This window comes from Hydrogenophaga sp., assembly GCF_030373245.1.
Taxonomy (GTDB): Bacteria; Pseudomonadota; Gammaproteobacteria; order Burkholderiales; family Burkholderiaceae_C; genus Hydrogenophaga.
In genome coordinates this window covers 39,679-64,505 of record NZ_JAUCZF010000004.1, presented here as the reverse complement: position 1 = coordinate 64,505, position 24,827 = coordinate 39,679, and the positions used below count along the sequence as shown (strand labels likewise).

The 24,827-nt window shown below is 63.5% G+C and carries 29 protein-coding genes; 9 read left to right on the top strand and 20 right to left on the bottom strand.

Translation table 11 applies throughout. The annotated features are described in order from the left end of the window. Positions 1-46: 46 nt before the first annotated feature. From soxX to QUV25_RS10455, 8 genes are all read right to left on the bottom strand, one after another. On the bottom strand, positions 47-697 hold the full coding sequence (soxX, locus tag QUV25_RS10490) for a sulfur oxidation c-type cytochrome SoxX (protein WP_300863668.1): 651 nt from the start codon (positions 695-697) through the stop codon (positions 47-49). A 15-nt stretch (positions 698-712) separates the two neighbouring features. Continuing rightward, positions 713-1,486: a sulfur oxidation c-type cytochrome SoxA gene (gene soxA / locus QUV25_RS10485; protein WP_300864211.1), complete on the bottom strand. Its 774-nt coding sequence runs from the start codon at positions 1,484-1,486 to the stop codon at positions 713-715. Positions 1,487-1,610: 124 nt separating this feature from the next. Then, positions 1,611-1,922, bottom strand: coding sequence for a thiosulfate oxidation carrier complex protein SoxZ (gene soxZ, locus QUV25_RS10480; RefSeq protein ID WP_300863665.1), 312 nt, complete (start codon positions 1,920-1,922; stop codon positions 1,611-1,613). Positions 1,923-1,983: 61 nt separating this feature from the next. Then, on the bottom strand, positions 1,984-2,439 hold the full coding sequence (gene soxY / locus QUV25_RS10475) for a thiosulfate oxidation carrier protein SoxY (RefSeq protein WP_300863663.1): 456 nt from the start codon (positions 2,437-2,439) through the stop codon (positions 1,984-1,986). A gap of 31 nt (positions 2,440-2,470) precedes the next feature. Beyond that, positions 2,471-2,809 (bottom strand): c-type cytochrome, encoded by a 339-nt coding sequence (locus QUV25_RS10470; protein WP_300863661.1) that lies wholly within the window; start codon positions 2,807-2,809, stop codon positions 2,471-2,473. An 87-nt stretch (positions 2,810-2,896) separates the two neighbouring features. Then, positions 2,897-3,994 (bottom strand): c-type cytochrome, encoded by a 1,098-nt coding sequence (locus QUV25_RS10465; protein WP_300863660.1) that lies wholly within the window; start codon positions 3,992-3,994, stop codon positions 2,897-2,899. 1 nt (position 3,995) lies between these two features. After that, positions 3,996-5,339, bottom strand: coding sequence for a sulfite dehydrogenase (gene soxC, locus QUV25_RS10460; RefSeq protein ID WP_300863659.1), 1,344 nt, complete (start codon positions 5,337-5,339; stop codon positions 3,996-3,998). Further along, complete coding sequence (locus tag QUV25_RS10455) at positions 5,332-5,742, bottom strand: metalloregulator ArsR/SmtB family transcription factor (protein WP_300864208.1); 411 nt, start codon at positions 5,740-5,742, stop codon at positions 5,332-5,334. Before QUV25_RS10455 ends, soxC begins: the two co-directional genes overlap by 8 nt. A 372-nt stretch (positions 5,743-6,114) precedes the next feature. Between QUV25_RS10455 and QUV25_RS10450 the strand changes: the two genes are divergently transcribed. The 3 genes from QUV25_RS10450 (at position 6,115) to QUV25_RS10440 (ending at position 8,384) form a co-directional block, all read left to right on the top strand. Next, entirely contained in the window at positions 6,115-6,405 is a 291-nt protein-coding gene (locus QUV25_RS10450; protein ID WP_300863656.1) for a c-type cytochrome, read from the top strand. A gap of 11 nt (positions 6,406-6,416) precedes the next feature. Further along, positions 6,417-7,700, top strand: coding sequence for an NAD(P)/FAD-dependent oxidoreductase (locus tag QUV25_RS10445; RefSeq protein WP_300863655.1), 1,284 nt, complete (start codon positions 6,417-6,419; stop codon positions 7,698-7,700). A gap of 75 nt (positions 7,701-7,775) precedes the next feature. After that, complete coding sequence (locus tag QUV25_RS10440) at positions 7,776-8,384, top strand: c-type cytochrome (protein ID WP_300863654.1); 609 nt, start codon at positions 7,776-7,778, stop codon at positions 8,382-8,384. Positions 8,385-8,520: 136 nt separating this feature from the next. Here QUV25_RS10440 and fba read toward each other — a convergent pair whose 3' ends face one another. From fba to QUV25_RS10405, 7 genes are all read right to left on the bottom strand, one after another. After that, positions 8,521-9,588, bottom strand: a complete 1,068-nt coding sequence (fba, locus tag QUV25_RS10435) for a class II fructose-bisphosphate aldolase (RefSeq protein ID WP_300863652.1) — start codon at positions 9,586-9,588, stop codon at positions 8,521-8,523. Positions 9,589-9,649: 61 nt separating this feature from the next. After that, positions 9,650-10,339: an HAD-IA family hydrolase gene (locus tag QUV25_RS10430; protein ID WP_300863651.1), complete on the bottom strand. Its 690-nt coding sequence runs from the start codon at positions 10,337-10,339 to the stop codon at positions 9,650-9,652. After that, entirely contained in the window at positions 10,336-12,360 is a 2,025-nt protein-coding gene (tkt, locus tag QUV25_RS10425; protein ID WP_300863649.1) for a transketolase, read from the bottom strand. Before tkt ends, QUV25_RS10430 begins: the two co-directional genes overlap by 4 nt. Before the next feature lie 143 nt (positions 12,361-12,503). Beyond that, complete coding sequence (locus tag QUV25_RS10420) at positions 12,504-13,382, bottom strand: phosphoribulokinase (protein WP_300863648.1); 879 nt, start codon at positions 13,380-13,382, stop codon at positions 12,504-12,506. 152 nt (positions 13,383-13,534) lie between these two features. Continuing rightward, on the bottom strand, positions 13,535-14,629 hold the full coding sequence (locus tag QUV25_RS10415) for a class 1 fructose-bisphosphatase (RefSeq protein WP_300863647.1): 1,095 nt from the start codon (positions 14,627-14,629) through the stop codon (positions 13,535-13,537). 43 nt (positions 14,630-14,672) lie between these two features. Continuing rightward, positions 14,673-15,356, bottom strand: coding sequence for a ribulose-phosphate 3-epimerase (rpe, locus tag QUV25_RS10410; RefSeq protein WP_300863645.1), 684 nt, complete (start codon positions 15,354-15,356; stop codon positions 14,673-14,675). 26 nt (positions 15,357-15,382) lie between these two features. Next, positions 15,383-16,117, bottom strand: coding sequence for an HAD-IA family hydrolase (locus QUV25_RS10405; RefSeq protein ID WP_300863644.1), 735 nt, complete (start codon positions 16,115-16,117; stop codon positions 15,383-15,385). Between the two features lie 114 nt (positions 16,118-16,231). On the opposite strand from QUV25_RS10405, the gene QUV25_RS10400 reads away from it, so the two are divergent. From QUV25_RS10400 to QUV25_RS10385, 4 genes are all read left to right on the top strand, one after another. Continuing rightward, positions 16,232-17,206 carry a LysR family transcriptional regulator gene (locus tag QUV25_RS10400; RefSeq protein ID WP_300863643.1) on the top strand — a complete coding sequence of 325 codons (975 nt, stop codon included), beginning with the start codon at positions 16,232-16,234 and terminating at the stop codon, positions 17,204-17,206. 160 nt (positions 17,207-17,366) lie between these two features. Beyond that, positions 17,367-18,863, top strand: a complete 1,497-nt coding sequence (locus tag QUV25_RS10395) for a M48 family metalloprotease (protein WP_300863642.1) — start codon at positions 17,367-17,369, stop codon at positions 18,861-18,863. Positions 18,864-18,938: 75 nt separating this feature from the next. Continuing rightward, complete coding sequence (locus QUV25_RS10390; protein ID WP_300863641.1) at positions 18,939-19,226, top strand: type II toxin-antitoxin system RelE/ParE family toxin; 288 nt, start codon at positions 18,939-18,941, stop codon at positions 19,224-19,226. A gap of 18 nt (positions 19,227-19,244) precedes the next feature. Continuing rightward, on the top strand, positions 19,245-19,553 hold the full coding sequence (locus tag QUV25_RS10385; protein ID WP_300863640.1) for an addiction module antidote protein: 309 nt from the start codon (positions 19,245-19,247) through the stop codon (positions 19,551-19,553). A 396-nt stretch (positions 19,554-19,949) separates the two neighbouring features. Here QUV25_RS10385 and QUV25_RS10380 read toward each other — a convergent pair whose 3' ends face one another. From QUV25_RS10380 to QUV25_RS10365, 4 genes are all read right to left on the bottom strand, one after another. Then, positions 19,950-20,375, bottom strand: coding sequence for a hypothetical protein (locus tag QUV25_RS10380; RefSeq protein WP_300863638.1), 426 nt, complete (start codon positions 20,373-20,375; stop codon positions 19,950-19,952). A 259-nt stretch (positions 20,376-20,634) separates the two neighbouring features. Next, positions 20,635-20,967, bottom strand: a complete 333-nt coding sequence (locus QUV25_RS10375) for a type II toxin-antitoxin system HicB family antitoxin (protein WP_300863637.1) — start codon at positions 20,965-20,967, stop codon at positions 20,635-20,637. Further along, positions 20,964-21,218: a type II toxin-antitoxin system HicA family toxin gene (locus QUV25_RS10370; protein WP_300863636.1), complete on the bottom strand. Its 255-nt coding sequence runs from the start codon at positions 21,216-21,218 to the stop codon at positions 20,964-20,966. The genes QUV25_RS10375 and QUV25_RS10370 overlap by 4 nt, the downstream gene beginning before the upstream one ends. A gap of 118 nt (positions 21,219-21,336) precedes the next feature. Then, positions 21,337-22,434: an esterase-like activity of phytase family protein gene (locus QUV25_RS10365; protein WP_300863635.1), complete on the bottom strand. Its 1,098-nt coding sequence runs from the start codon at positions 22,432-22,434 to the stop codon at positions 21,337-21,339. A 302-nt stretch (positions 22,435-22,736) separates the two neighbouring features. Here QUV25_RS10365 and QUV25_RS10360 point away from each other — a divergent pair, with 302 nt between their 5' ends. Both QUV25_RS10360 and QUV25_RS10355 read left to right on the top strand, forming a co-directional pair. Then, positions 22,737-23,999, top strand: a complete 1,263-nt coding sequence (locus tag QUV25_RS10360) for an FAD/NAD(P)-binding oxidoreductase (protein ID WP_300863634.1) — start codon at positions 22,737-22,739, stop codon at positions 23,997-23,999. A 112-nt stretch (positions 24,000-24,111) separates the two neighbouring features. After that, complete coding sequence (locus QUV25_RS10355; RefSeq protein WP_300863633.1) at positions 24,112-24,345, top strand: SlyX family protein; 234 nt, start codon at positions 24,112-24,114, stop codon at positions 24,343-24,345. Here the strand turns inward: QUV25_RS10355 and QUV25_RS10350 are convergent. Continuing rightward, positions 24,339-24,770: a hypothetical protein gene (locus tag QUV25_RS10350; RefSeq protein WP_300863632.1), complete on the bottom strand. Its 432-nt coding sequence runs from the start codon at positions 24,768-24,770 to the stop codon at positions 24,339-24,341. The two genes, QUV25_RS10355 and QUV25_RS10350, sit on opposite strands and share 7 nt — an antisense overlap. Between the last annotated feature and the right edge of the window lie 57 nt (positions 24,771-24,827).

The window sequence follows — 24,827 nt, the reverse complement described above, 5'->3', positions numbered from 1 at the left end:
TTTCACCAAGGCCCGCGTCGGCTCTTGCCGACACGGGCCAGGGGACTCACTGATTGACCGGCGACTTGGGGTCCAGCAGCAAAGCCATGACGTGCTGCAGCTGCTTTTCGGTCAGGATGCCTTTGTGGCCCGCGCGTGGCATTTGCGAGCAGGCGTTGTAGGCCCTGGCGTTCCAGAGCTTGCCCCAGGTGTACTCGACGATCGCCTTGGACGCGGCGGCATTCGGGTCGGTCACGCCGCGCAGCTTGCCGTAGTTGTACAGACTGGGGCCGAGGTTGCCAAAGGAAATCTCCTTCTTGTCCATCTGGTGGCAGTTGTAGCAGTTGCCACCGTTGGCAGCGTCTGCTTTGTCACTCCAGGTCAGGCCTCGACCGCTCTGTGCGATCTTCTCGCCCTCTTTCCAGTCACCGAGGAACTTGCCGTCGCTGGGCATCTTGACTGTCTTGAGCTCCGCGGCCTCGATGGCCTTGGCGGTCTTTTCGTCCAGCGGCTTGCCGGCCACATCGGCAGCGCTGCACAGGCTGTTGGCTTCGTCCGGTTGCAGACGGTCCATGGTGGCAATGCCTTTGGCCTGGAACGAGTTCTGTTTCACCTGCAGGGCAATCTTGTCGTAGTCGGCCCCCGAGGGCGACGAAGAGCAGGCGGCCAGCAACAATGCAGCAGCGGGAATCAGCGCAATCTTCATGGTCTTGTTCATCTTGGGGTCTCCTGATCAGCGCTTGATGGCGGGCACGATGGATTCGGCACCCTGAGCGTTCACGCCCATGTACACACCCAGTGCAATCGTGACGTCGCTGCCGAATTTGGGTTCGGGAAAGCGCTGCTGGCGGTAGCAGTCGTTGAGGCGTTTCTGCATGGTCCACATCTGTGCGTTGGACACGCGGTAAGCCGGCCAGGCGGCAAAGCCCACGCCGTCTCCCGGGTTCTTGGTCAGGTTGGGCAGATCCTGCAGGCGGATACGGCCACCGTCCACACCGTGGCAGGAGGAGCATGAAAAATCGTGTGAGCCGCCGCGCGCGAAGAATGCGCGCTTGCCCACTTCGTACATGACTTTTTCCTTCTCATGGGATTGAGAGAGATTGAAGCGCATGCCCTTGGACTGCGTGGCCACGAAGGTTGTGATCGCGACCAGATTGGCGCCCTCGCCTCTTCCAATGGTGGGAGCTGCTTTGTACAAATCGGCTTCGGTGAAGCCCTGCAGCGTCACCATGCAATGGATCAGTCGGGTTTCCAGATCCATGACTTTGCCGGTGTCCTTGAAATACCGTGGCAGCTCTGTGAATGCGCCCTTGAGCACTCCAGGGCCCTTGCCCAGATCGCATTGCTCCAGCGACGCGTTCTTGGGACCCCGTTTTTGCTTCCAGAGGTCTTCTCCCTTGGCTTCGAAAAGCTCGGCCGGGTTTCCATCCTGAAGCATCTCACGGTACTTGGCGATGCCATCGGCAGCAGAGCTCTGTGCATGCGCAGCGCTCAGTCCGGCGGACATCGCAATAGCCAGCAGGAGCGGGCGGTAGGACATTGGTTTTTTCATCTGGAAGTCTCCTCTTTTTTCACCTAAAAAACAAACGGCCAGCAACGTGTGTGGCTGGCCGTATCGATCACCGCCCAGGTCAGGCGATGGTCGCTTCGTCGGAACGGGATTCGCCCTTGTTGTCGGACCATTTGACGGTGACCTTGTCGCCCTTGGCAGCGCCCTTGAACTTGAACGACAGGAAAGGGTTTTGCGACACGGCGCCGGACCACATGGCCTTGAGCACCGACTTGCCGTTGTGAGTGGCCTCGACATCCTGAATGAAATGGGCGGGGATGAGAGCGCCGGACGCGTCTTTGCGGGTGCCGGGCTCCATGACGTGGGACATCAGCACACGGACAGTGGTTTCGTCGCCTGCGAGGGCGGCACGGATGCGCATCGGATCAGCCATGATGGACTCCTGAATCGAAATGAATGAATGGAATGGGGTAAGTCGGGTGAAGACGGGGCAATCAGCCGCCGCATCCGCCGAGGGTGACCTTGGTTTCTTTGGTGGCCGAGAACAGCTTGCCATCGGCCTTGACCACGGCCACCACGTTGGTGCTCTGACCCATCTTGACGCGCGTCTGCACATCGGCAGCGGTCCCGGCCGCGATCATGAAAGCAGCGGCCAATGGCGTCGGGTTTTTCTCGATGATGAGATACAGGTCGGTGGTGTTGGGCAGCTTGGACACCACGCCCACGGGCACCACGGCGCCGTTTTCGGCGATATCGGGCGACACCACGGTCACCTGGTCGCTGGTGGCTGGGGTGCCACCGATCGCCTTGAGGGCATCGTCCAGGGTCTTGACGGCGAAGCTGGCGCGGTCAACAGCGGCCTGGGCCTGGCTTTGGGTCACGATGCCGAGGGAGACGAGGGTGGCGAAAGCACCCGTGGTCTTGATGGCGGTGCGGCGGGAATTGTTCATGTCGAACTCCTTTGAATGGGATGGATACAGTTTACTTGTCGGGGGCGCCGGCGAGCACCCAGGCAGCGAGCAGTTTCAACTCGTCGTCTTTCAGATTCGGCTGCGCCGGCATCGGCACGGGGCCGTAGATGCCAGAGCCGCCGGACTTGATGCGCGCGGCCACTTTCTCCAGCGCATCGGCCTGACCTTTGTGCTTGGCGACCACGTCTTTGTAAGACGGTCCCACCAGCTTCTTGTCAACCGCATGGCAAGCCAGACAGGCGCTCTTGGTGGCCAGGGCCTTGGCAGCCGCGGCATCCAACGCGTGCGCACTGACCGACATCAGCAGCGCCGACGTGGCCAACGCGATCGATTTCAACAACATTTTCATAGCTTACGGTCTCCTTGGAAAAAGCCGGTTGGGGTTAACGAGTAAATCCGAATATTTAAGCTCGGTACTGGTTGGGCGATCAGACACTCACTTCGCGCCCGCGGCGATCCACTGGGCGATGGCCTTGGCGTCGGCATCACTCAGCTGGGGCTGGGCCGGCATCGGGATCGAGCCGAATACGCCCACGCCGCCGTTCTTGACCTTGCCAGTGAGGTAGGCCTCCAAGTCAGCACGGCCCTTGTGCTTGGCCACCACTTCGTTGAAGCCGGGTCCGACGATCTTGCTGTTGATGCCGTGACACGCCAGGCAGGCGTTGGCACCCAGCAGCGCTTTCACATCGGCTGCGCCGCCGCTGGCTGCGGCCACCACCACCGCCTTGGGCGGTGGCACTGAGCCGACCGGACCCTTGGGCGCAGGCTGGGTGGTGTCAGCACCGCGCACCGGACCCACCACGCGGTTCTGCTCGGCGATGTTGCCGTGGGCGTCGCGCGCAAAGTCGGGCAGGAACGAGCGCACCTTGGGATCGACCTCGCAGTTCTTCATGCAGGCCACGTTCTTCACATCGCCCTTGCCAGTCACCTTCCACAGCGGCTCATGGAACAACATGCCGTTGCGGTTGGGCATGCGCTGCTGCACCTCGGCGATGTTCTTGTCCGAGAGGATGAAGTCGGCCGGAACGACGTTGGCCAGGTTCAGGATGTAGGCCGTGACGCCGAACACCTCATCGGGTGTGAGGGTCTTGGGGTTGTTCCAGGGCATGGCCCGGTTGATGTAATCCCACAGCGTCGAGAGCGTCGCGACTTTCATCATGGTCGTGCGCTGCGGCACGGTGACCGCGGCGCCTTCGACCAGAGCAGCCACCCGGCCGTTCTTGATGTCTTCCTGGGTGGTGCCGCCGACGATGGGGGTGAACACCTCGTTGGACTCACCAAAAATGCCATGGCAGGAAGCGCACTTGTCTTCCCACACCTTGGTGCCGAGGTCAACCGAGCCCGCGCCCTTGGGCAGACCCTTGAAGTCGGGACGCACATCGATGTCCCACGCCTTGACTTCGGCGGGGGTGGCATCGCGACCCATGTTTTGCCAGGGCTTGTCTTGCGCGATAGCGCCCCAGGAAGCGCAAGCCAGGGCAAGTGCAACGAGACCCCGGACGGGGCTGATCAGGTTCTTGTCGAGGATGTTCATGTCAGTACACCTGCACGTTGGAGACTTCACCGTTTTCGGACACCAGCCAGCTCTGGATGGCGTTCTGGTGGTACACAGAGCGCGAACCGCGCACGGCACGCAGCTGGTTGATCTTGGGCTGCACATAGCCTGTGCTGTCGATGGCGCGTGCCTGCAGGATGGCAGGCTTGCCGTCCCAGACCCAGTCGATGTTGAAGCGGGTCAAGGCCTTGTTCAGGATCGGTCCTTCCAGACGGGCGGTGCGCCAGTTGCGCCCACCGTCTGTGCTCACATCCACGCGCTTGATTGAACCGCGCCCTGACCAGGCCAGACCGGTCACGTTGTAGTAACCCTTGTCGAGCAGCGTCTGGCCCGCCGATGGCGTGGTGATGACGGACTTGCACTCCTGGATACCGGTGTACTGGCGGTGCATGCCATCGGGCATCAGATCGATGTAGTGCACCGCCTCGTCTTTGGTGGCGTACTTCTGATCGCCAACCTCGATGCGGCGCAGGTACTTGACCCAGCTCACGCCCTGCACACCCGGCACCACCAGGCGCAGCGGGTAGCCGTTTTCCGGGCGCAGCATTTCGCCATTCATGGCCCAGGCGACGATGCAGTCGTCCATCGCCTGATCGATGGCGATGGTGCGGGTCATCGACGAACCGTCCGCACCTTCAGCCAGCACGTACTTGCCGTTCTTCTTGTCCACACCGCACATTTCCAGCAGGGTGGAAAGCAGCACGCCAGTGAACTCTGAGCAGCTCACCATGCCGTGGGTGTACTGCACCGTCGGCACCGCCACATTGCCCCACTCGGTGGCGCCATTCGCACCGCACTCGATGAAATGGATGCGCGAGACGCTGGGCAAGCGCATCAGGTCGTCCATGGTGAACACGCGCTGGCGCTTGACCAGGCCGTTGACCATCAGGCGGTGCTTGGACGGATCGATGTCCCACCAGCCCTGATGGTGGCGCTCAAAATGCAGGCCGCTGGGCGTGATGATGCCAAACAGACCCTGCAACGGCGTGAAGCTCACCGAGGCCTGGTTGACCCGCGTCAGGCCCGGACTCTGGCGGCGCTGCAGGTTGGCCTCCCACTTGCTGGGCTTGCCGTACCCGTCGGTGACCACCGGCATGCCCAGGCCCGTGGTGTGCTCAGGCAACTTGAGGATGGCGTCTTCGCCCTCGGCAGCCACCGCGCGCGAGGCAGCACCGACCGAGGCGGCCACACCGGCGCCCATGGCCAGGGCCTTGCCCATGAAGCGGCGGCGCGCCTTGCGAGCGTCTTCAATTTGTTCGGGACTCAGAAAATTCTCAGGTGCGGGCAGCACGCGCCCGATCACGTCGCTCAGATCTTTAGACACTGGCTTCTTCCTTGTGGTTGGCAGAGGGAACACGGCGCGTCGAGCCACGGGCTTCCTGGCGCGCGAAAAGGGTTTTGGCGGCAGAGCTGGCGCCCGCGCTGACCGGGCGAACCGCGCCTTCGGCGCGGCTCTGGATCTGTGAGGTGACGCTGCGACACAGCTCGACATACATGGGATCGGCCACCTTGTAGAAGACCTGCGTGCCCTCGCGGCGGCGCGACAGCAGGCCGGCCTGGTACATGAGACCCAGGTGGCGCGACCCATTGGCCTGCGCCAGGCCGGTGGCCCTGATGATGTCGTTCACGCAGCGCTCTTCCTGGCACAGCGCGTGCAGGATGCGCAGGCGCGTCGGTTCGCCGAGCACGCTGAAGTAGCGCGCCACAGACTCGAATACCTCGTGCATGTCATCCAAGAGACTGTCTCCGTCGGGGTGGTGGCGCGGTCGAGGGCGCCGATGTATTCACTATATGATTGAATGCCTATATACAGATTAGTGTAAACCCCAATTCCAACAGAGGCTGACAAGCTGCGCCTGCCTGCACTCGCTTCGCGCGGCAGTGAACCCTCTGACGACAGCCTGACAAATCCTTGCTCAGGCACTCCATTTGCGCTAGGGTTTAACCGGCTCGTTCTGCCAAGATGCCAGTGCTAGCATCAACCATCTAAATATGCGGAAGCACCAATAGAAGGCGCCTCTGGCGCACGTTGGCCAAGCTTCTTCAGATCTGGATTCCCCGGTTCAACCCTTCAAGCGGAGACAACAATGAAGACAAGCATGAAATGGCTGGCAGCAAGCGTGCTGTGCGCCGCGACCGTGGGCGCGCAAGCCCAGGTCAGCCAAGTGCGCATCTGGGCTACAGCCTGCGCCAACTGCCACGGCACCGAGGGCCGCGCGCTCGAAGGCAATGAATCCCTGGCAGGCAAGGACAAGGACGACATGTACCAGAAGCTGATGGACTTCAAGTCGGGTCGCAAGCCCGCGACCATCATGCACCAGATCTCCAAGGGCTACAGCGACGAACAGCTCCAGCAGATCTCCGCCTATTTCGCCGCCCAGAAGAAGTGAGGAGCCATACCATGCAACGCCGTCAATTTGTACAAACGCTGGGCGCCGGTTCTGCCGTCGCCGGTCTGGGCCTCATGAGCGGCTGCGCCACCTCGGGTGGTGGCAGCGGCGCCAAGGTGGTGGTGGTCGGTGGCGGTTACGCCGGCGCCACCGCTGCAAAGTACCTGCGCATGTTCTCGGACAACCGCATCCAGGTCACCCTGATCGAGCCCAACGCCGACTTCATCTCCTGCCCCATCTCCAATCTGGTGCTGGGTGGCCACAAGACCATGGCCGACATCACCACGCCCTACTCCAACCTGGAGAAACGCCACGGCATCAAACTTGTGCGCGACATGGTGGCCAGCATCGATCCGGACAAGCGCATGGTCAAGCTGGCCAGCGGCGGCGAACTGCCTTACGACCGCCTGATCGTCTCCCCCGGCATCGACTTCATGTGGGAAAGCCTGCCTGGCATGGCCAAGCCCGGCGCGCAAGACAAGGTGCTGCACGCCTGGAAGGCCGGCCCGCAGACGGTGGCACTGCGCAAGCAGCTCGAAGCCATGCCCGATGGCGGCGTTTACGCGCTCACCATTCCGCTGGCTCCTTACCGCTGCCCGCCCGGCCCCTACGAGCGCGCCTGCATGGTGGCGAGCTACTTCAAGACCGCCAAGCCCAAGAGCAAGGTCGTGGTGTTCGACGCCAACGACGACATCCAGTCCAAGAAGGGCCTGTTCCTGAAAGCCTGGAAAGACCACTACGACGGCATGATCGACTACCGGCCCAAGCACCGCGTGGTCGACGTGGACGCCGCCACCAACACCTTGAAGTTCGACTTCAACGAAGATTTCAAGGCCGCCGTGCTCAACGTGGTGCCCAACATGCGCGCTGGCGAGATCGCCCGCAAGACTGGGCTGGACACGGCCAACAAGCGCTGGTGCGAGGTCGACTTTCTGACTTTCGAGTCCAAAGCCGTCAAGAATGTGCACGTGCTCGGCGACGCGATCCAGACCGCGCCTGGCATGCCCAAGTCGGGCCACATGGCGAACCAGCACGGCAAGAACTGTGCGGCTGCCGTGGTCGCCCTGCTGGCCGGCCAGGAGCTGCAGGCACTGCCGATCTACGCCAACACCTGCTACAGCTTCGTCACCGCCGAGGAGGCGGTACACGTGGCCAGCGTGCACCGGTACGACGCAGAGAAAAAGACCATGCTCACGGTACCTGGCTCCGGCGGTGTGTCCACCGCCGCCAGCGAGCTCGAAGGCAAATACGCCATGGGCTGGGCTCGCAACATCTGGGCCGATACCCTGGCCTGACGAACTTCAGAATCGCCCCGGTGTCTCACCGGAGCGCTTTTTTTTCGTTCTCAAATATCAGTCAAAAGTGATGCAATGACACCCGTCCGATTCACCGCACTCGCTGGCCTCGTCGTGGCACTGCTCGGCAGCTCGGTTGCCTGGGCGCAGGCCGATGAAGCTCGCGCCAAGAAAATTGCTGGAGGCTCCTGCTTTCTGTGCCATGGCGCACAAGGCGAGTCCACCAGTGAAATCTTTCCCCGCCTGGCCGGACAACACGCCGAATACGTGGCCAAGCAGCTCGCAGCCTTCAAGAACGGGCAGCGCAAGAGCACCGCCATGGCCGAAATGGTGGCCAAGCTCACGCCCGACGAAATGCTGGCCCTGGGCAAGTACTACGAGAAAATGAGTCTGCCCCGCGAAGAGGCCAAAGACCCGCAGCTTGCCGCCATGGGTCGCTACGTCTACCACAACGGCAACAAGTTCAGCGGCGTGCCCTCTTGTGCGAGCTGCCACGGCACAGCGGCCGAAGGCACGGCCAGCCTACCCCGCCTGGCCACCCAGTTCTCGGGCTACATCCACACCCAGCTCAAATCGTTCAACAAGCGCGAACGCACCAACGACAACGCGGTGATGCACGTGGTGGCCGAGAAAATGACCGAACTGGAAATGGCCGCTGTCGCCGAGTACGTGAGCAGCAAGTAGAGCTCCCCCCTGCGCCGCCGCGCGGCTTCCCCAGGGGGACCACGCCCTCGGACCGGCGAAGCCGGATCTTCGGCGTGTGCTGGGCTGGCTTCCCCTCGATGGCAGAGGGGCTTGATACTCCCCTCCCCGCAAGTGGTCACGCCACTTTCGCCGCCAACTCCCCCTTGTCGTAGCGCTTCTGCATCGCCTCCAGGCTGTGCACCTTCGTGATCTTCGATGCCATGCCGGCCGCACCAAACGCCTCGTAGCGCGCGGCGCAGATCGCCTGCATCGCCTTGGTGGCTTCCTTGTAGAACTTGCGCGGGTCGAAGTTCTTGCGGTCTTCGGCCAGGTGCTTGCGGATCGCTCCAGTGCTGGCCATGCGCAGGTCGGTGTCGATGTTGACCTTGCGCACGCCGTTCTTGATGCCTTCAACAATTTCTTCCACCGGCACGCCGTAGGTCTGGCCCATGTCGCCGCCGTACTGGTTGATGATGGCCAGCCAGTCTTCCGGCACGCTGGAGCTGCCGTGCATGACCAGGTGCACGCTGGGGATGCGCTGATGGATCTCCTTCACGCGGTCGATGCGCAGCACCTTGCCGCTGGGCTTGCTGCTGAATTTGTAGGCGCCGTGGCTGGTGCCGATGGCGATGGCCAGCGCATCCACTTGCGTCTTGCTCACGAAGTCGGCCGCTTCGTCCGGGTCGGTCAGCAGCATGGAGTGATCGAGCTCGCCTTCGGCGCCGTGGCCATCTTCTTCGCCGGCCTTACCGGTTTCCAGTGAACCCAGGCAACCGAGTTCACCTTCCACCGAGACACCGCAGGCGTGCGCCAGATCCACCACCTCGCGGGTGGTGGCCACGTTGTAGTCGTAGCTCGCGGGCGTCTTGCCGTCGGCCAGCAGGCTGCCGTCCATCATCACCGAGCTGAACCCCGACTGGATGGAGCGCGCACAGATGGCCGGTGCAGCGCCGTGGTCCTGGTGCATGCAGACGGGGATGTGGGGGTACATCTCGATGGCGGCGGCGATCAGGTGACGCAAAAAGGGCTCACCCGCGTAGGAGCGCGCACCGGCCGAACCTTGCAGGATGACCGGGCTGTTGACTGCATCAGCTGCCTGCATGATGGCCTGCACCTGCTCCATGTTGTTGACGTTGAAAGCCGGCAGGCCGTAGCCATGTTCGGCCGCGTGATCCAGCAGTTGGCGCAGGGTGATGAGTGCCATGGTGCGGTGTCCTTGAAAAAATCGATGGGGTGGAATGCGAGCGCGCGGAAGTGGCGCAGTGTCAGCGCGCCGTACCCTGGGGCTCGCGCAGCGCCGACAGATCAGCGATCACACGATCGGGCTGGCAGGCTTCGATGGGCTCGCCCATGTTGTAGCCATAAGGCAGCGCCCAGACGGTGATGCCGGCATTGCGCGCGGTCGCGACGTCGATGGATGAGTCGCCCACGAACAGGGTGCGCGCGCGCGCCACGCCGAAACGGGCCATGCAGTGTTCTACACCTGCCGGGTTGGGCTTCTTCACTGGCAGCGTGTCGCCAGAAATCACATGATCGAACAGCGGAGCCAGCTGATGCGCATCGAGCACGGTCTGCGTGTATCGGCCTTCCTTGTTCGTCATCACCACCAGCTTCACGCGTGCTTCTCGCAAGGTATGCAGCGTCTCTCTCACCTGGGGATAAAGATGGCTGCGCGTGCCGCAGCGGCGCTGGTAGTGGCCACTGAAGGCGGCCTCGATGGTCTGAAAGCGTGCTGAGCTGCGCACCACATCGGCCGATTCGTGGCCCACAAACGCCAGCGCCTGGATCAGCAGCTCGCGCGTACCGTGGCCGATCCAGTCGTTCACCTGCTGCTGGGTCACCAGCGGCAATTCGAACTCGTCGAGCGTGTCGTTCACCGCATCGGCGATTTCAGGCGCCGTCTCGATCAGCGTGCCGTCGAGATCGAACAGGATGAGGTCGTAGGCATGGCTCATGGCAGCAGCCCCTTCACCGCCTCGACGACCTTGGCTGAGGTGATGCCGAAGTGCGCGTACAAGTCCTTGGCTGGCGCGGATTCGCCAAAGGTCGCGATGCCGACCACGGCACCGGTGCGCCCGACGTACTTGCGCCAGAAGTCCGGGTGCGCGGCTTCCACCGCCACCGCGGGCAAGTCGATTGGCAGCACCTGGTCCTGGTAGGTGCGCGGCTGGCGGTCGAACACATTGCTGCAGGGCATGGACACGACGCGGGTGGCAATGCCCTCGCCAGCGAGGGCCTTCTGGGCAGCCAGCGCCATCTCGACCTCCGATCCGGTGGCCACGATCACCGCTTGCGGACGCTCCATGTCCGACAGTGAGTAACCGCCGCTGCGGATCTGACCCGCCGTGATGTGCTCGGACACGCGCGGCAGATTCTGGCGCGACAGACACAAGGCGCTCGGCCCATCGCGGCGCTCGACAGAACAGACCCAGGCCACCGCCGTCTCCAGGCCATCCGCCGGGCGCCACACGTCCAGCCCCGGGATGATGCGCAGGCTGGGCACATGCTCGACCGACTGGTGGGTCGGGCCGTCTTCGCCCAGGCCGATGGAGTCGTGGGTGAACACGTGGATCACGCGCTGCTTCATCAGCGCGGCCATGCGGATGGCGTTGCGGCTGTAGTCGCTGAAGGTCAGAAAGGTTCCACCGTACGGGAGGTAGCCGCCGTGCAGCGCGATGCCGTTCATGATGGCGGCCATGCCGAATTCGCGCACGCCGTAGCTCAGGTGGTTGCCCCAGGCATCGCGGCCGGCCTTCACGCAGCCCTTGAAGTTGGTGAGGTTGGAGCCGGTGAGGTCGGCACTGCCACCGAAGAACTCGGGGACCAGCGGCGCCAGCAGATCCAGCGCATTCTGGCTCGCCTTGCGGGTGGCGATGGCGTCGGCCTTGGCCGCGACAGCCGCGAACAGCTCCGGCAGCTGTTTTTCGAACGCGGGCAACAGGTCGCCCGCCATGCGGCGCTCGAACTCGGCGGCTTCCAGCGGGTATTGCACGCGATAAGCCTCGAAACGCTGGCGCCACGCGCGCTCGGCCGTCTCGCCACGCTCCACGGCGTTCCAGGCCAGGCCGATTTCGGCAGGCACCTCGAAGGGCGCGGCCGTCCAGCCCAGCGCGTCGCGCGTGGCCTGCACCTCAGCGGCACCGAGCGCAGCGCCATGCACATCGTGCGTGCCGGCCTTGTTGGGTGAACCCATGCCGATCACGGTCTTGCAGCAGATCAGCGTGGGCTTGCCGTGCGGTTGCATGGCCTGTTTTTTCGCCGCCACCAGAGCGGCCTCGACCGCGACCGGGTCGTGCCCATCCACACCCGGGATCACGTGCCAGCCATAGGCTTCAAAGCGCTTGGGCGTGTCGTCGGTGAACCAGCCTTCCACATGGCCGTCGATGGAAATACCGTTGTCGTCGTAGAAGGCAATCAGTTTGGACAGGCGAAGCGTGCCCGCCAGTGAGCCGGCTTCGTGGCTGATGCCTTCCATGAGGCAGCCATCGCCCAGAAACACATGGGTGAAGTGATCGACGATGTGGTGGCTCACCGTTTCGTCCTCGCGGTTGAACTCGGCCGCCAGCAGCTTTTCGGCCAGCGCCATGCCCACCGCATTCGTGAAGCCCTGGCCCAACGGCCCGGTGGTGGTCTCCACACCGGGCGTGATACCGACCTCGGGGTGGCCGGCAGTCTTGCTGTGCAGCTGGCGGAAGTTTTTCAGCTCATCGATGGGCAGGTCATAGCCGGTGAGATGCAGCAGCGCATAGATCAGCATCGAGCCGTGGCCGTTGGAGAGCACGAAGCGGTCGCGGTCTGGCCAGTGTGGGTTGGCCGGGTTGTGCTTCAGGTGCCGGTTCCACAGCACCTCGGCGATGTCCGCCATGCCCATGGGTGCACCCGGGTGGCCGCTCTTGGCCTTTTCCACCGCATCGACGGACAGCATGCGAATGGCATTGGCCATCTGCTTCGCGAGTTCGGGAGAGGGGTTGTTCATGTCATTTCCTGGAAATGATGGCGACCGTAAGCGGGCCAACAGGGAGCGAGGGGATGGGTTCCAGAACACCGCGGAACCGGCTATGCCGGGCCGCAGGTGTTGCCCCCTGGAGGGGGCGACGCCGCAGGCGGCGCGGGGGTGGGTCAAGCCAGAGCGCGTTTACGTCGCTCCACCATCCGCCAGATGAAGGGCGTGAAGATCAGCTGCATGGCGAGCTCCATCTTGCCGCCGGGGACCACGATGGTGTTGGCGCGGCTCATCATCGAGCCGTTGATCATGCTCAGCAGGTAGGGGAAATCGATGCCCTTGGGCTTGGCGAAACGGATCACCACCATGCTCTCGTCGGCCGTGGGCACGTCGCGCGCGACAAAAGGGTTGGACGTGTCCACGATGGGCACGCGCTGGAAGTTCACGTGCGTGTACTGGAACTGCGGAGTGATGTAGTTCACGTAGTCGGGCATGCGGCGCAGGATGGTGTCGGTCACCGCGTCGGCGCTGTAGCCGCGCATGTTCTTGTCGCGGTAGAGCTTCTGGATCCACTCCAGGTTGATCACCGGCACCACGCCCACCAGCAGGTCCGGGTACTGCGCCACGTTGTGCTCGGGCGTGACCACCGCGCCATGCAGGCCTTCGTAGAACAGCATGTTGGTGCCATCGGGCAGCGGCTCCCAGGGCGTGAAGGTGCCCGGCTCCTGCTGGTAGGGTGCGGCCTCTTCGGCGTTGTGCAGGTACTTGCGGCTCTTGCCGGTGCCGGTCTCGCTGTAGGTCTTGAACAGCGTTTCGATTTCACCGAACAGGTTGGCCTCGGCACCGAAGTGGCTGAAGTTGACATTGCCTGCCTTCTCTTGCTCGGCGGCCTGCAGCTTCATCGACTTGCGGTCGTAGCGGTGGTAGCTGTCGCCCTCGATGATGGCTGCCGTGACATCCTCTCGCCGGAAGATGTTCTGGAAGGTGCGCGTGACGGTGGACGTGCCCGCACCGCTGGAACCGGTGATGGCGATGATGGGGTGGCGTTCTGACATGTGTGCTCCTATCACCCCCGCGCCGCCTGCGGCGTCACCCCCTCAAGGGGGCAACACCAGCCGTCCGGCAAAGCCGGCCCGGCGGTGTTTTGAACAAAGCCCGGCAGGCGATGCGGATGGGTGTCTGCGGTTGATCGAATGGTGTTGAAAGTTCAGTCTCGGAAAAGTGAGCGTTCTACAAACAGCGGGTTGGCGTCGTCCTTGTAGGCGCTGGGTTCTCGGTGGTAGCGCTCGATGCGCTCGACCTCGTTCTTGGAGCCAAACACCAGGCCGATACGCTGGTGCAGCGATGTCGGTTTGACGTTCAGCATGGGATCGCGACCGGTGCTGGCGCGGCCACCGGCCTGCTCCAGGATCATGCCGACCGGGTTGGCTTCGTACAGCAGGCGCAGACGGCCGTTCTTGCTCAGGTCCTTGGTGTCGCGCGGGTACATGAAGACGCCGCCGCGCATGAGAATGCGGTGCGCCTCGGCCACCATGCTGGCGATCCAGCGCATGTTGAAGTCCTTGCCGCGCGGGCCGGTCTTGCCGGCCAGGCACTCGTCCACGTAGCGCTTGATGGGCGCTTCCCAGAAACGGCTGTTGGACGCGTTGATGGCAAATTCCTGCGTGTCTTCGGGCACCCTGAGGTTGGGGTGCGTGAGCATGAACTGGCCCAGATTGGGGTCGAGCGTGAAGCCGGCCACGCCCTGCCCCACGGTGAGCACCAGCATGGTGGTCGGGCCGTAGAGCGCGTAGCCGGCAGCCATCTGCTGCGTACCGGGCTGCAAGAAGTCGGCTTCGACCACATCGCGCCCGCTGTCGATCACGTCCTGTGGCGCGCGCAGGATGCTGAAGATGCTGCCGACCGTCACGTTCACATCGATGTTGCTCGAGCCGTCCAGCGGATCAAACACCAGCAGGTACTTGCCGCGCGGGATGGTGGCCGGGATCTGGTACGGGTGGTCCATCTCTTCCGAGGCCATGCCCGCCAGGTGACCGCCCCACTCCGTCATCTGCATGAAGTAGTCGTTGCTGATCACGTCCAGCCGCTTCTGCTCTTCGCCCTGCACGTTCACCGTGGTGGTCACCGCCTCGGGGCTGCCGATCATGCCGCCCAGGTCGCCAAAGGCCACGGTGCGCGCGATGGCCTTGCAGGCCAGTGCCACGTCGAGCACCAGCGCGTTGAAGTCGCCGCTGGCGGTGGGAAAGCGGCGGCGCTGTTCGATGAGGTACTGCGTGAGCGTGAAGCGGCGGCGGGTGGGCATGGTGAACTCTTTTTTCGAAGGGATGATTCGGTGCGCGATCGAGTCAGCGCTGGACAGCGTTGGTTCTGAGTTGCTGCATCACGGTGCGGTAGCCACCGCCTTCATCGGGCGCGCCGAACACCGCGCTGCCGGCCACCAGTGTGTCGGCCCCTGCGGCCACGATCTGCGCGATGTTGTCCACCTTCACGCCACCGTCCACTTCCAGCCAGATCGGCTGTCCACCGGCCTCGGTGTGGGCGGTGATGCGTTGGCGCGCGGCACGCAGCTTGTCCAGCGTGGACGGGATGAACTTCTGTCCGCCAAAACCGGGATTCACGCTCATGAGCAGCACGATGTCGAGGCGGTCCATCACATGGTCCATGAGCGCCAGCGCCGTGGCCGGGTTGAACACCAGGCCGGCCTTGCAGCCGTGGTCGCGGATCAGCTGCAGCGTGCGGTCCACATGGCGGCTGGCTTCGGGATGAAACGTGATGAGGTTGGCGCCGGCCTTCGCGAACAGCGGGATCAGCGCATCCACCGGCTCGACCATCAGGTGCACGTCAATTCCAATCTTCACGTGCGGCCGGATCGCTTCACACACCAGTGGCCCGATGGTGAGGTTGGGCACGTAGTGGTTGTCCATCACGTCGAAGTGCACCAGATCGGCCCCGGCAGCTTCGATGGCGCGAACCTCTTCGCCCAGACGGGCGAAATCGGCGGACAGGATGGAGGGGGCGAGGCGAATCATGTCGTTGGTCATTCCGGGTCGGGTGCTCAGTGGGTGGCGGCAGGCAAATGCGGTGCCGCGGCCAGCCATTCGCGCAGCTGCGCCACCGACACGCCCGAGAGATCAGGCAAGACGCGCAGCGCGCCGGTGAAGTCCTGGTGGGCGGTGAAGTCGCTGGGCGTGATCACGGTTTGCAACCCGGCTGCCATGGCTGCGCGCAGCCCGTTGGCCGAATCCTCAAAGGCCAGGCAGTCCGCGGGCTGCATGGCCATGTCGCCCAGCACCTGCAGGTACACCTGCGGATGCGGCTTCTTGACCGGCGAAGAAGAGCCATCGCCCACCGCGAGGAACATCTGGCGCCAGTCTGGGCCCACGGCCTTGCGCAGCAGCGCGGCGATGTTGACTGGTGAAGTGGTGGTGGCGATGGCCAGCTTCAGGCCCTGGGCATGGGCTTCGTTCATCAGCGCCAGCACCCCGGGGCGCAGCTGCACCGCGCCCTCGTTGACCGCGTTCTCGTAGTACGCGGTCTTGAACTCGTGCAGCCGGTTGATGGTGTCGGTGAGCGCACCACCTTCCAGCGAGGTCATGCCGGGATTCACCACGTTCCAGTGGTGGCGCAGGCGCTCTTTGCCCCCGGAAATTTCCAGCAGGCGGGTGTAATCCTCGCGGGTCCAGTGCCAGTCCAGGCCAACCTGGTCAAACGCGTGGTTGAAGGCCTCCAGGTGCACGGCTTCCGTGTCGGCCAGCGTGCCGTCGACGTCGAAGATAAGGGCTTTCAGCATAGGGGTCACCTGTTCAAGAGACCCCGTGGTCAGCGGGGTCGTGGGTTAACTATAGGCAGTCACTTAAATAAGGTAAATTCACGATAGATCACATTTAAGTTAAGCAATTACTTAATGAAAAACACCACCTTCCGCCAGCTCAGGGTTTTCACGGAGGTGGCGCGGCACCTGAGTTTTGCCCGCGCCGCCGAAGTCCTGCACCTTACGCCGCCTGCCGTGACCATGCAGGTCAAGGAGCTGGAAGGCCATGTCGGCCTGCCGCTGTTTGACCGCAAAGGCCGCCAGGTCGCGCTCACCACGGCTGGCGAGTACATGCTGGTCTACGCGCGCAAGATGCTCGCCACGCTGAAAGACGCCGAAGACGCCGCCGCCCGCCTGCAGCGCCTGGAGGTGGGCACGCTCACCATCGGCATGGTCAGCACCGCCAAGTACTTTCTACCGCGATTGCTGGCGGAGTTCCAGCGCGAACACGCGGGCATCGAGATTCGGCTGGCGGTGGGCAACCGCGAACAACTGGTCAAGATGCTCCACGGAAATGACGTGGACATTGCGGTCATGGGTCGCCCGCCCACTGAGCTGGCCACGCGCGCCGAGCCCTTCGCCGCCCATCCGCATGTGTTCGTGGCCCCGGTCGATCACCCACTGCTCAAGATCGGCCACCCCACCGCCGAAGCGCTGCAGCCCTATGGCTTCATCCTGCGCGAGCGGGGGTCGGGCACCCGCGCCGCCATGGAAAAGTTCTTTGAGCGAACGCAGCTGGAGCCGCGCGTGGTGATGGAGATGAACAGCAACGAGACCATCAAGCAGGCGGTCATGGCGGGCATGGGCATCAGCTTTCTCTCGCTGCACACCATCGGTCTGGAACTGGAGAACCGGCTCATCGCGGTGCTGGATGTGGAAGGCACACCCATCGTGCGCGCCTGGAATGTGGTGCACACGCTGTCCAAACTGCTTTCGCCGCCAGCCGAGGCCTTTCGCTACTACATGCTGGAGCGCGGCGAAGCCCACCTGGCCGCCAAGTTCGGCCAGTTCGCCCAGCTCGCCCCCGCCGGTACACCGAGCCCGCCGGTGAGCCCCACGCTGAGCTGAGCACCACCTTGATCCTGCGGCCACACCGCGATGCCGGTGCGTGAACTTTGTCGCTTTCGCCGCAGATGGCATCCCCACGACCACCCAGGCTCCGTATCATGCTTTTGACTGACTTTTCATGCTGATCGGCGCCACCTCCACCGCGCTCAGGAGACACCATATGCAACCGAACCGCCGCCTCTCCCTTGCCATCGCCCTCACCGCTGCGCTGCTCGCCGGCTGCGGCACCCAGGTGGTCAACCCGGTCACCGGCAAGACCGAGCTCTCGGCCATGGATGAGCGCACCGAGATCGCCGAAGGCAAGAAGGGGCATGAGCTGATCCTGGCCGAATATGGCGTGGTGAAAGACGCGCGGCTGCAGGCCTATGTGAACCAGGTCGGCCAGCGCCTGGCCGCGCAGTCACACCGCCCCGCCCTGCCCTGGACCTTCACCGTGCTCGACAGCCCGGAGATCAACGCGTTTGCGCTGCCCGGCGGCTATGTGTACGTCACGCGCGGCATCCTGGCCTACATGGAAAGCGAGGCCGACATGGCCGGTGTGATCGGCCACGAGATCGGCCACGTGACTGCGCGCCACGGCGCCCAGCGCGCCACCCGCCAGCAGAACGCCGGGCTGGGCGTGCTCGCGGCCAGCGTGCTCGGCGCGGTGCTGGAGAGCCAGGGCGTGAGCGGCGCGGCCGACCTCAGCAGCCAGGTGGCGCAGGGCGTGGCCGCCGGCTACATCGCCAAGTACAGCCGCGAGCAGGAACTGCAGGCCGACACCCTGGGCGCCGAGTACCTGGCGCGCAACCGCTACAACCCCAGCAACATGGTCGACGTGATCCAGGTGCTGAAATCGCAAGAGGTCTACGCCGCCGACCAGGCGCGTGCCGAAGGCCGCCCGGTGCGCGAGGGCGACGACTGGCTGGCCTCGCACCCCAGCAACGTGCAGCGCCTGCAGTCCATCCGCCAGAACGCCGCCGCCCACAAGGGGCAGTACGGCGATGACGGGCGCGAGCGATTCCTGCAGGCCATCCGCGGCATGACCTTTGGCGACAGCCCCGAGCAAGGCCTGGTGCGCGGCCAGAACTTCTACCACCCCGAGCTCGGCATTGGGCTCACCGCCCAGCCCGGCTGGCGAATCCAGAACAGCCCCAGCGCCCTCAGCTTCGTCAGCCCACAGGGCGACGCCGCGCTGCGCATGCTGGCCGTGCCACCCAAGACCGGCACCACGCACGACGCCATCCTGAAAGACGGCCTCAAGGCCAACCAGGGCCGAGTCACGCGCGGCACCATCAACGGCTTGGCGGCCACCCACTTCGCGGGCACGCGTCTGGTGAACAACGGCCAGACCCAGCCACTGGAAGCCACCATCGTCACCGGCCCCAACAACGCGAACTACGCCCTGCTCTACCTGGCTGCCAACGACGCCGCCAGGAACCGCGCCATGGCCGCCATGAACGCCACCGAAAAGACCTTCCGCCCCCTGAGCGCCGCCGACGCCCGCAACGCCCGCCCTTGGGCAGTGAACCTCGTGCCCTTCCCGCGCGGCGGGTTTGCGGCGCTGCAGACGCCGGGTGTGTCCACCGAGCGGCAGCTGCGGCTGCTCAACGGCCTGTACGACGGGGGTTCTGAGCCCCGGGTGGGGCAGTTGGTGAAGGTGGTGGGGGTGCGGTGAAGCAGCGCCTTCAATGACCCATCGAAGGCCATTCATTCGCTTGAACTATCGTATCCCATAGGATACACTTCACCCATGCGTGTGCAGCTGACTGAAACCTATCGGGACTGGATCAACGCATTGCGAGACCGAACCACGCGTGCGCGGATTCAGGTACGCGTTGACAGGCTGGTGCACGGCAACCCAGGGCAAGTCCGGCGCCTGACCGAGGGCGTCTCTGAACTCAAGATCGATGTGGGTCCTGGCTATCGTGTTTACTACACAGAACGCAACGGGGAGCTGATCATTCTGCTGGCTGGCGGCGACAAGTCCAGCCAGCGCCAAGACATCGAGGCGGCGCTTGAACTCGCCCGCCACCTTTAGGAAACACAGGAGCCAGCCATGACCCAGAACCCTGCCCAGAAGACCCAGACCATGGCCTACGATGTCGCCGAACAGCTGCGCACACCGGAAGAAATGGCCGCCTACCTCGACGCCTGGCTCAGCGACGCACCCGACGACGCCGCCGGCATCGCCCGCGCACTGGGCGACATTGCCCGAGCCAAAGGCATGACCCAGGTCGCCCGGGACAGCGGCCTGAGCCGCGAAAGCCTCTACAAAGCGCTGAGCGAAAACGGCAACCCCAGCCTGGCCACGGTGCTCAAGGTGGCGAAGGCGCTGGGGGTGAGGTTGCACGCGGAAGCGGCTTGAGCGATTGATCGGAGTCTGACCCCATTCGCCGAATTGGAATCTGACCCCAATTTCCTCAATTTCCTGATTTCGCCGCGCGGCTGCAGCGACTGGGAAAGCGCCTGTTGCAGTTGTCGCTCGCCTTGGCGTTGATGGCTCATTGCTGTTTGGGCCAGCCAACCAGCGACAAGGCATGCAGCTAACGCGAGGCTGGCGTGTGCGGCGGGGCGCCAATGCGTGAAGGGTGGGCGGGGCATGAAGTTGGCGGTGAGGTGACCGAGAGGCGTGAGTCAGCGGTTCGAGGGATGGGCAAAAAATGATCTTACTGAGGTGTTGATAGTGAAATTACCAAATTGGAATCCGACCCCAATTTCCCCGTGAAGCAGCTGAAGCCCTCTTCAAAACGGCATCTAGCTCTTAGGCCTCTTGCGGCGCATATCTCGAAATAGAAAAAAAAGTCAAACAAAGCTGTAGAGTAGCAGCAAATTGGGTGATTACTACTGAGGGAATGGAGGTTCCTCGAAGAAATACGTCAGGAACTTTCGATAGAAGAAAATAGAATCCGATGTAAGCTACAGCCGTCAGTGCTAACGAAAGCATAAACAAGATAATTGAAGCTGCAAGAGTTTTTAGCGAAGAGATAGCTGCTGATATGCCCTCATAGATAAGCATTATTACCAAAACCACAATCAGACTGAACCCAGAAAAGAATACCAGTTCACGGCCCGAAACTGACATATCGGTTTGGGGTCCTAATAATAACATTAAAAAAATTAATACAATTATCCCTGTCCGGACTATGGCTGCTTTCAGAGGGTTCATTGGGGGCAGGGGTTTGGCCATAGATTGCTATTTTGTCACATCCAATCTTCGGCTTTTGACATTATTTAGGATTTGCTGAGTAGACCCATATGTCTCAGTGAATCCTGGTGCTGTGTTGGCGAAATGATTTAGGGCAGAGGTGACTTGATTGACTGTAAGGTAGTTATTTTGTGCATTAGGGTTGCTCTTGAGCCACGTACCAAACTCGGTGCTCAGCTTCCTATCCATACTAGGGAGAAATTGGGGTCAGATTCCAATTTGACCCTGCAAGATCAGAGGTTCAGACCTGCGCCGCATCCTGCAACACCTCAGTCGCCCATTGATTCAGGCTCTTGCCCGACGCCTGGGCGGCCACGATGGCAGCGCCGTGCACCTCGGGCGGCACGCGCAGCATCAGCTTGCCGGACGCGGGCTTCTCGGGTTTGATGCCTTGCGCCTTGCAGTCTTGCAGGAAGTCGTCCACAGCCGCTTCAAACTCGCTGCGCAGCTGTGCCACGGTGTCGCCGTGGAAACTGATGATGCTGCGCAGGCCAAGCACGCGGCCCACAAAAATGCTGTCGCGCTCGTCAAACTCGATGCGTGCGGTGTAGCCTTGGTATTGCATGGTGTTCATGGTTGCGCTCCGATTCGTTCTAGCAGTTCTCTGACCTCTTCCACCTGGTAGCGCTTGGCTTCTTTGCCTGGGTGCGGGCGATGGCAGCGCCACTGCTCACCACGCAACTCCAGCTTGACGCGTGAGCCTTCGCGCTCATGCACTTCGCCACCCAACGCCACGATCGGGGCTTCGATGTCCGCGAAAACGATGGACGGCAGCGTGGGCCTGGCAAAAATCGCGCGCAGGGTCTTGCTGTGCTTCGTTTTCATGGCGGAATGCTATCGGTAAATGCAATCATTTGCAAGCGTTTACTGATATCACTCGGTCGCTGAGCCGACAGGCAGAGAGGCGCGAAGACCCCCACCAACGCCGTCTCATGCAGGTCACTCACCTCGACACCACCTCCAACGCCAGAAACTGCGTTGTCTGCAATCGCGAAAAGTTGTTGTCCGACGCCAGGATCAGGCTGCGGTTGCCGTTGGCCAGCACCGGGCCCCAGGCGATGGCTTCGATGTTGTCGAGCAGCAGGCCTTGAAGCGGAATGGGCAGTTCCAGCAACACCTCACGCGACAGCGGCTGAAACGCCGCACCCACGAGGCTTTTGAACGCGCTCACATCGGTCGTATTCGGTTCGATGCGGATCAACACCAGCCGCACGGTGACGCCCTGGCCCGGCACATAGGCGCGCTCCACGGCGATGAAACTGGTCTCGTCCACCGCCAGCAGATCGGTGAGGCCGTTGTCAGCCCGGCTGACCGCCGGTGCACCCTCGCTGGATGGGCGGCGCAATGGAATGGGCGGCAGCGCATAGGCGTACTGCGCGCCTGGTTGGCCGCTCGCTGAGTCGAGCTTGAGCACACGCAGCCAGCTGCCGTGGGACGGCGTGGCCACCGGGCCGTCGTCGATCAGTGCTTCTTCATTGGCCACGAACACCGCGCCGCTGGGTGCGATGGCGAGCGACTCCCACACCTTGTTGCTGCGCGCGCCAGCGGTGACGTTGTCCAGGTAGTCAAAGGCTTGGGGCGGCTCGAACGAGCGCACCCAGCGGCCATCGGTCTGGAACTCGCGCACAAAGGGCTGGTGCCGCGCGCTGGCGTTGCGGCTCCAGTGGCCTTCGCTGGCGATGTAGAGGTTGCCATTGGGCGCCACGCGCAAGGCCTCGGGGTCCAAGCTGGGCCCGCTGGTGGGCAGCGGCTGCCCGTCTGGCCCTTGCAGCAACACCATGCGCTTGATGGCGACGCCGTGAAAGCCGGTCTGATCCACATCGAGGCGCAGCGCATAAAACCGCGGCGGGCCGCGTTCGCCGCCCCGGTCGTCCGAAATGGCCCAATAGGTGCCATCCGGCGCGCGGTCCAGGCCCGAGATGCCGCCAAACTCCACGCCTTCAAACAGGGTGCCGGTGGAGATTTCAAAACTGCCGATCCAGCGCAGGGAAGTGACACGCTCGGGCGCTGGCGCGGCGACCGTTGCCGGCGCTGTGCTCATGGCGGGTACCTGGGCGCTTACCCACCAGGCAGCGCAGCACAGCGATGCGACGCAGGCACAGCGGAACCCAAGGAACAGTGAACGCACAGAAAACCGGTGGTGCATGGCAGCGGCAGCAGATGGCACCGCAGGTTAGCACCGCAGTACGGCAGCGCGATGGCGCGATGCTGTAAAGAGCTGGAAGGGCCCGGCGATGCGCTGCACGCTGGGGTTTTCCCTCGGACTCGAAACGCTCAGACGACCCTACTATGACCCTGTACCCAGTAGGGTATTTTGCATTCCCAACTTTGGAGGAGACTGCCGTGCAACCAGAAGACCTTTCCACCAACCGCCGGCGCCACCTTCTGAAGGCGGTCGCGGCCAGTGCAACGCTGCTGGTCACGGGGTGTGCGGTGTCCACCGGCGCCCGACCACGCGCGGTGGTGGTTGGTGGCGGCTGGGGCGGGCTCGGCGCCGTGCGTGGCCTGCTGGCGGGCGGTGGCGTGGACGTGACGCTGATTGAGCCGAACGAAGCCTTCATGTCTTGCCCGCTGAGCGCGCACTACATCGCCGGTCACCAGCCAGCCAGCGACTTCCAGCGCAGCTATGCCCGCATCGACCAGCTCGGTGCGCGGCGCGTGCGCGAACGCGTGACCGAGATCGACCGGGTCAAGCGCGAAGTGGTGACGGCCACACAGCGACTGCCCTACGACTTTCTGGTGCTCTCACTGGGTGTGGACTACATGGAGGAAGGCATCCAGGGTTATGCGGCGGCGCGCGCGCAGTTGCCAGTGGGTTTTCGCGCGTTTGAGCAATTGGCGGTGCGCCAGCAGGTGGACGAGTTCCTCGTCAAGGGCGGCAACTTCGTGATCAGTGCGCCCAAGCCGCCCTACCGTTGTCCGCCGGCGCCCTACGAGCGCGCCTTCCTGATCGCCGAGCAGATGAAGCAGCGTGGCACCAAGGGCAAGATCATCCTGATCGACGCCAACCCGAACCCGATGCCGCCGCCCATTGCGCAGCCGATCCTGAACGGCATGAAGAGCCTGTATGCAAGTCAGATCGAGTACCTGCCTGACACAGCCATCACCGGGGTGGACATGGGCAAGCGCCAGCTGGCGACCTCGTCGGGCGATGTACCCTTCGCGCACGCCAATTTGGTGCTGCCGATGCGCGCGCCCGCCCTCATCCGCCAGGCGGGCCTGGGCGAGCGATGGGCCGCGGTGAAGCTGCCGAGCTTTCAGAGCCAGGTCGACGACAGCATCTACGTCGTGGGCGATTCGCAGGGCACACCGCTGCCCAAGAGCGGGCATGTGGCCTTTGGCAGCGGCCAGCAGGTGGCCGAGTCGATTCTGGAGCGAGTGGCCGGCAAGCTGCCGGCACCTGCCAGCGGCGCGGTGGATCTGCCGCTGGGTATCTGCTGGGCCAACGTGACCCACAAGGAAGCGATCAACATCAACGTGAGCGCGAGCGTGGTACCCGGGCAGGCGCCCAAGCTCAAATTCACCGTCGACCCTCAGCACAACGAACGCTCGGGTGCCGGCGCGGTCAGCTGGGGCAACGGCATGTGGAAGGCCATGCTGGGCTGACGACACGGTTGCAGGCGGCCGCACCCGGCGAGCTCCCGCACCGGGTCTCGCCCGACCACTACAGGCACGCCGCACTGCCCAGCGACAGGCACCGTTCGTGTCCAATACGGGCATGAGCACCCACAACCCCCAGTCACCCGATACCGACCAGCGCCTGACCGAGCTGGAGATCAAGGCCAGCTACGCCGAAGACCTGCTCGATGCGCTCAATGCGCAGGTGGCGCAACAACAGGAACAGATCGACCTGCTGCTGCGCGAGGTGAGCCGCTTGCGGCAGCAAGGGGGCGACGAGGCTGGCATGAGCTCGCCGCGCAGCCCGCGCGACGAGCTGCCGCCGCACTACTGAGCGCGAGGGCGGCGGCGCGGTACCGGCGCCGCATCGCCTTGCAGGCCAGCGACCATGCGCTGCGCGAGCTCGGGCCGGCGCGCCTGCAGCGCCTGGGCTTGGCGCACCAGCGCGTCGGCCTGCTGGGCGTAGCTGCTGAGTTTCAACCCTTCGATCTCGTCACGAATGGCCTGCAACTGGCGCAACGCTTGTTGCCCCTGAGCAGACCGTGGCGCCGTCTGTTGCGCCACATCGAGCAGCAGCTCGGTGATCAGGCCGAGCTGTTTGCCGTATGACGCCACCGCACAGGCCTGCTGCTCAATGTGGCCATTGCCCGCCTCCGGCGGGATGGCCGCGAACCAGGCACTCGGGTCGATGCGCTGGGCCACATCGCCGCTGAGCGGCAGGTGCAACTGGGGCGCCCAAGTCCAGAACCAGGGAAACATGGCGAACCTCCGGGGTGGTTTTGCTGCGGTGCAGCGTAAACCAGAACACGCTCGCGT

Excerpts from the sequence above, each read along its gene's own strand:
- soxY (WP_300863663.1), bottom strand. The coding sequence starts at position 2,439 with ATGAACAATTCCCGCCGCACCGCCATCAAGACCACGGGTGCTTTCGCC.
- soxZ (WP_300863665.1), bottom strand. The coding sequence starts at position 1,922 with ATGGCTGATCCGATGCGCATCCGTGCCGCCCTCGCAGGCGACGAAACC.
- QUV25_RS10370 (WP_300863636.1), bottom strand. The coding sequence starts at position 21,218 with ATGAAAACGAAGCACAGCAAGACCCTGCGCGCGATTTTTGCCAGGCCC.
- QUV25_RS10440 (WP_300863654.1), top strand. The coding sequence starts at position 7,776 with ATGACACCCGTCCGATTCACCGCACTCGCTGGCCTCGTCGTGGCACTG.
- QUV25_RS10415 (WP_300863647.1), bottom strand. The coding sequence starts at position 14,629 with ATGCCCACCCGCCGCCGCTTCACGCTCACGCAGTACCTCATCGAACAG.
- QUV25_RS10385 (WP_300863640.1), top strand. The coding sequence starts at position 19,245 with ATGACCCAGAACCCTGCCCAGAAGACCCAGACCATGGCCTACGATGTC.
- tkt (WP_300863649.1), bottom strand. The coding sequence starts at position 12,360 with ATGAACAACCCCTCTCCCGAACTCGCGAAGCAGATGGCCAATGCCATT.
- QUV25_RS10355 (WP_300863633.1), top strand. The coding sequence starts at position 24,112 with ATGAGCACCCACAACCCCCAGTCACCCGATACCGACCAGCGCCTGACC.
- QUV25_RS10465 (WP_300863660.1), bottom strand. The coding sequence starts at position 3,994 with ATGAACATCCTCGACAAGAACCTGATCAGCCCCGTCCGGGGTCTCGTT.
- QUV25_RS10455 (WP_300864208.1), bottom strand. The coding sequence starts at position 5,742 with ATGCACGAGGTATTCGAGTCTGTGGCGCGCTACTTCAGCGTGCTCGGC.
- QUV25_RS10430 (WP_300863651.1), bottom strand. The coding sequence starts at position 10,339 with ATGAGCCATGCCTACGACCTCATCCTGTTCGATCTCGACGGCACGCTG.
- QUV25_RS10390 (WP_300863641.1), top strand. The coding sequence starts at position 18,939 with ATGCGTGTGCAGCTGACTGAAACCTATCGGGACTGGATCAACGCATTG.
- soxA (WP_300864211.1), bottom strand. The coding sequence starts at position 1,486 with ATGTCCGCCGGACTGAGCGCTGCGCATGCACAGAGCTCTGCTGCCGAT.
- QUV25_RS10380 (WP_300863638.1), bottom strand. The coding sequence starts at position 20,375 with ATGGCCAAACCCCTGCCCCCAATGAACCCTCTGAAAGCAGCCATAGTC.
- rpe (WP_300863645.1), bottom strand. The coding sequence starts at position 15,356 with ATGATTCGCCTCGCCCCCTCCATCCTGTCCGCCGATTTCGCCCGTCTG.
- QUV25_RS10470 (WP_300863661.1), bottom strand. The coding sequence starts at position 2,809 with ATGAAAATGTTGTTGAAATCGATCGCGTTGGCCACGTCGGCGCTGCTG.
- QUV25_RS10395 (WP_300863642.1), top strand. The coding sequence starts at position 17,367 with ATGCAACCGAACCGCCGCCTCTCCCTTGCCATCGCCCTCACCGCTGCG.
- QUV25_RS10350 (WP_300863632.1), bottom strand. The coding sequence starts at position 24,770 with ATGTTTCCCTGGTTCTGGACTTGGGCGCCCCAGTTGCACCTGCCGCTC.
- QUV25_RS10405 (WP_300863644.1), bottom strand. The coding sequence starts at position 16,117 with ATGCTGAAAGCCCTTATCTTCGACGTCGACGGCACGCTGGCCGACACG.
- QUV25_RS10365 (WP_300863635.1), bottom strand. The coding sequence starts at position 22,434 with ATGAGCACAGCGCCGGCAACGGTCGCCGCGCCAGCGCCCGAGCGTGTC.
- QUV25_RS10400 (WP_300863643.1), top strand. The coding sequence starts at position 16,232 with ATGAAAAACACCACCTTCCGCCAGCTCAGGGTTTTCACGGAGGTGGCG.
- QUV25_RS10450 (WP_300863656.1), top strand. The coding sequence starts at position 6,115 with ATGAAATGGCTGGCAGCAAGCGTGCTGTGCGCCGCGACCGTGGGCGCG.
- fba (WP_300863652.1), bottom strand. The coding sequence starts at position 9,588 with ATGGCACTCATCACCCTGCGCCAACTGCTGGATCACGCGGCCGAACAT.
- soxX (WP_300863668.1), bottom strand. The coding sequence starts at position 697 with ATGAACAAGACCATGAAGATTGCGCTGATTCCCGCTGCTGCATTGTTG.
- QUV25_RS10445 (WP_300863655.1), top strand. The coding sequence starts at position 6,417 with ATGCAACGCCGTCAATTTGTACAAACGCTGGGCGCCGGTTCTGCCGTC.
- QUV25_RS10375 (WP_300863637.1), bottom strand. The coding sequence starts at position 20,967 with ATGAACACCATGCAATACCAAGGCTACACCGCACGCATCGAGTTTGAC.
- QUV25_RS10420 (WP_300863648.1), bottom strand. The coding sequence starts at position 13,382 with ATGTCAGAACGCCACCCCATCATCGCCATCACCGGTTCCAGCGGTGCG.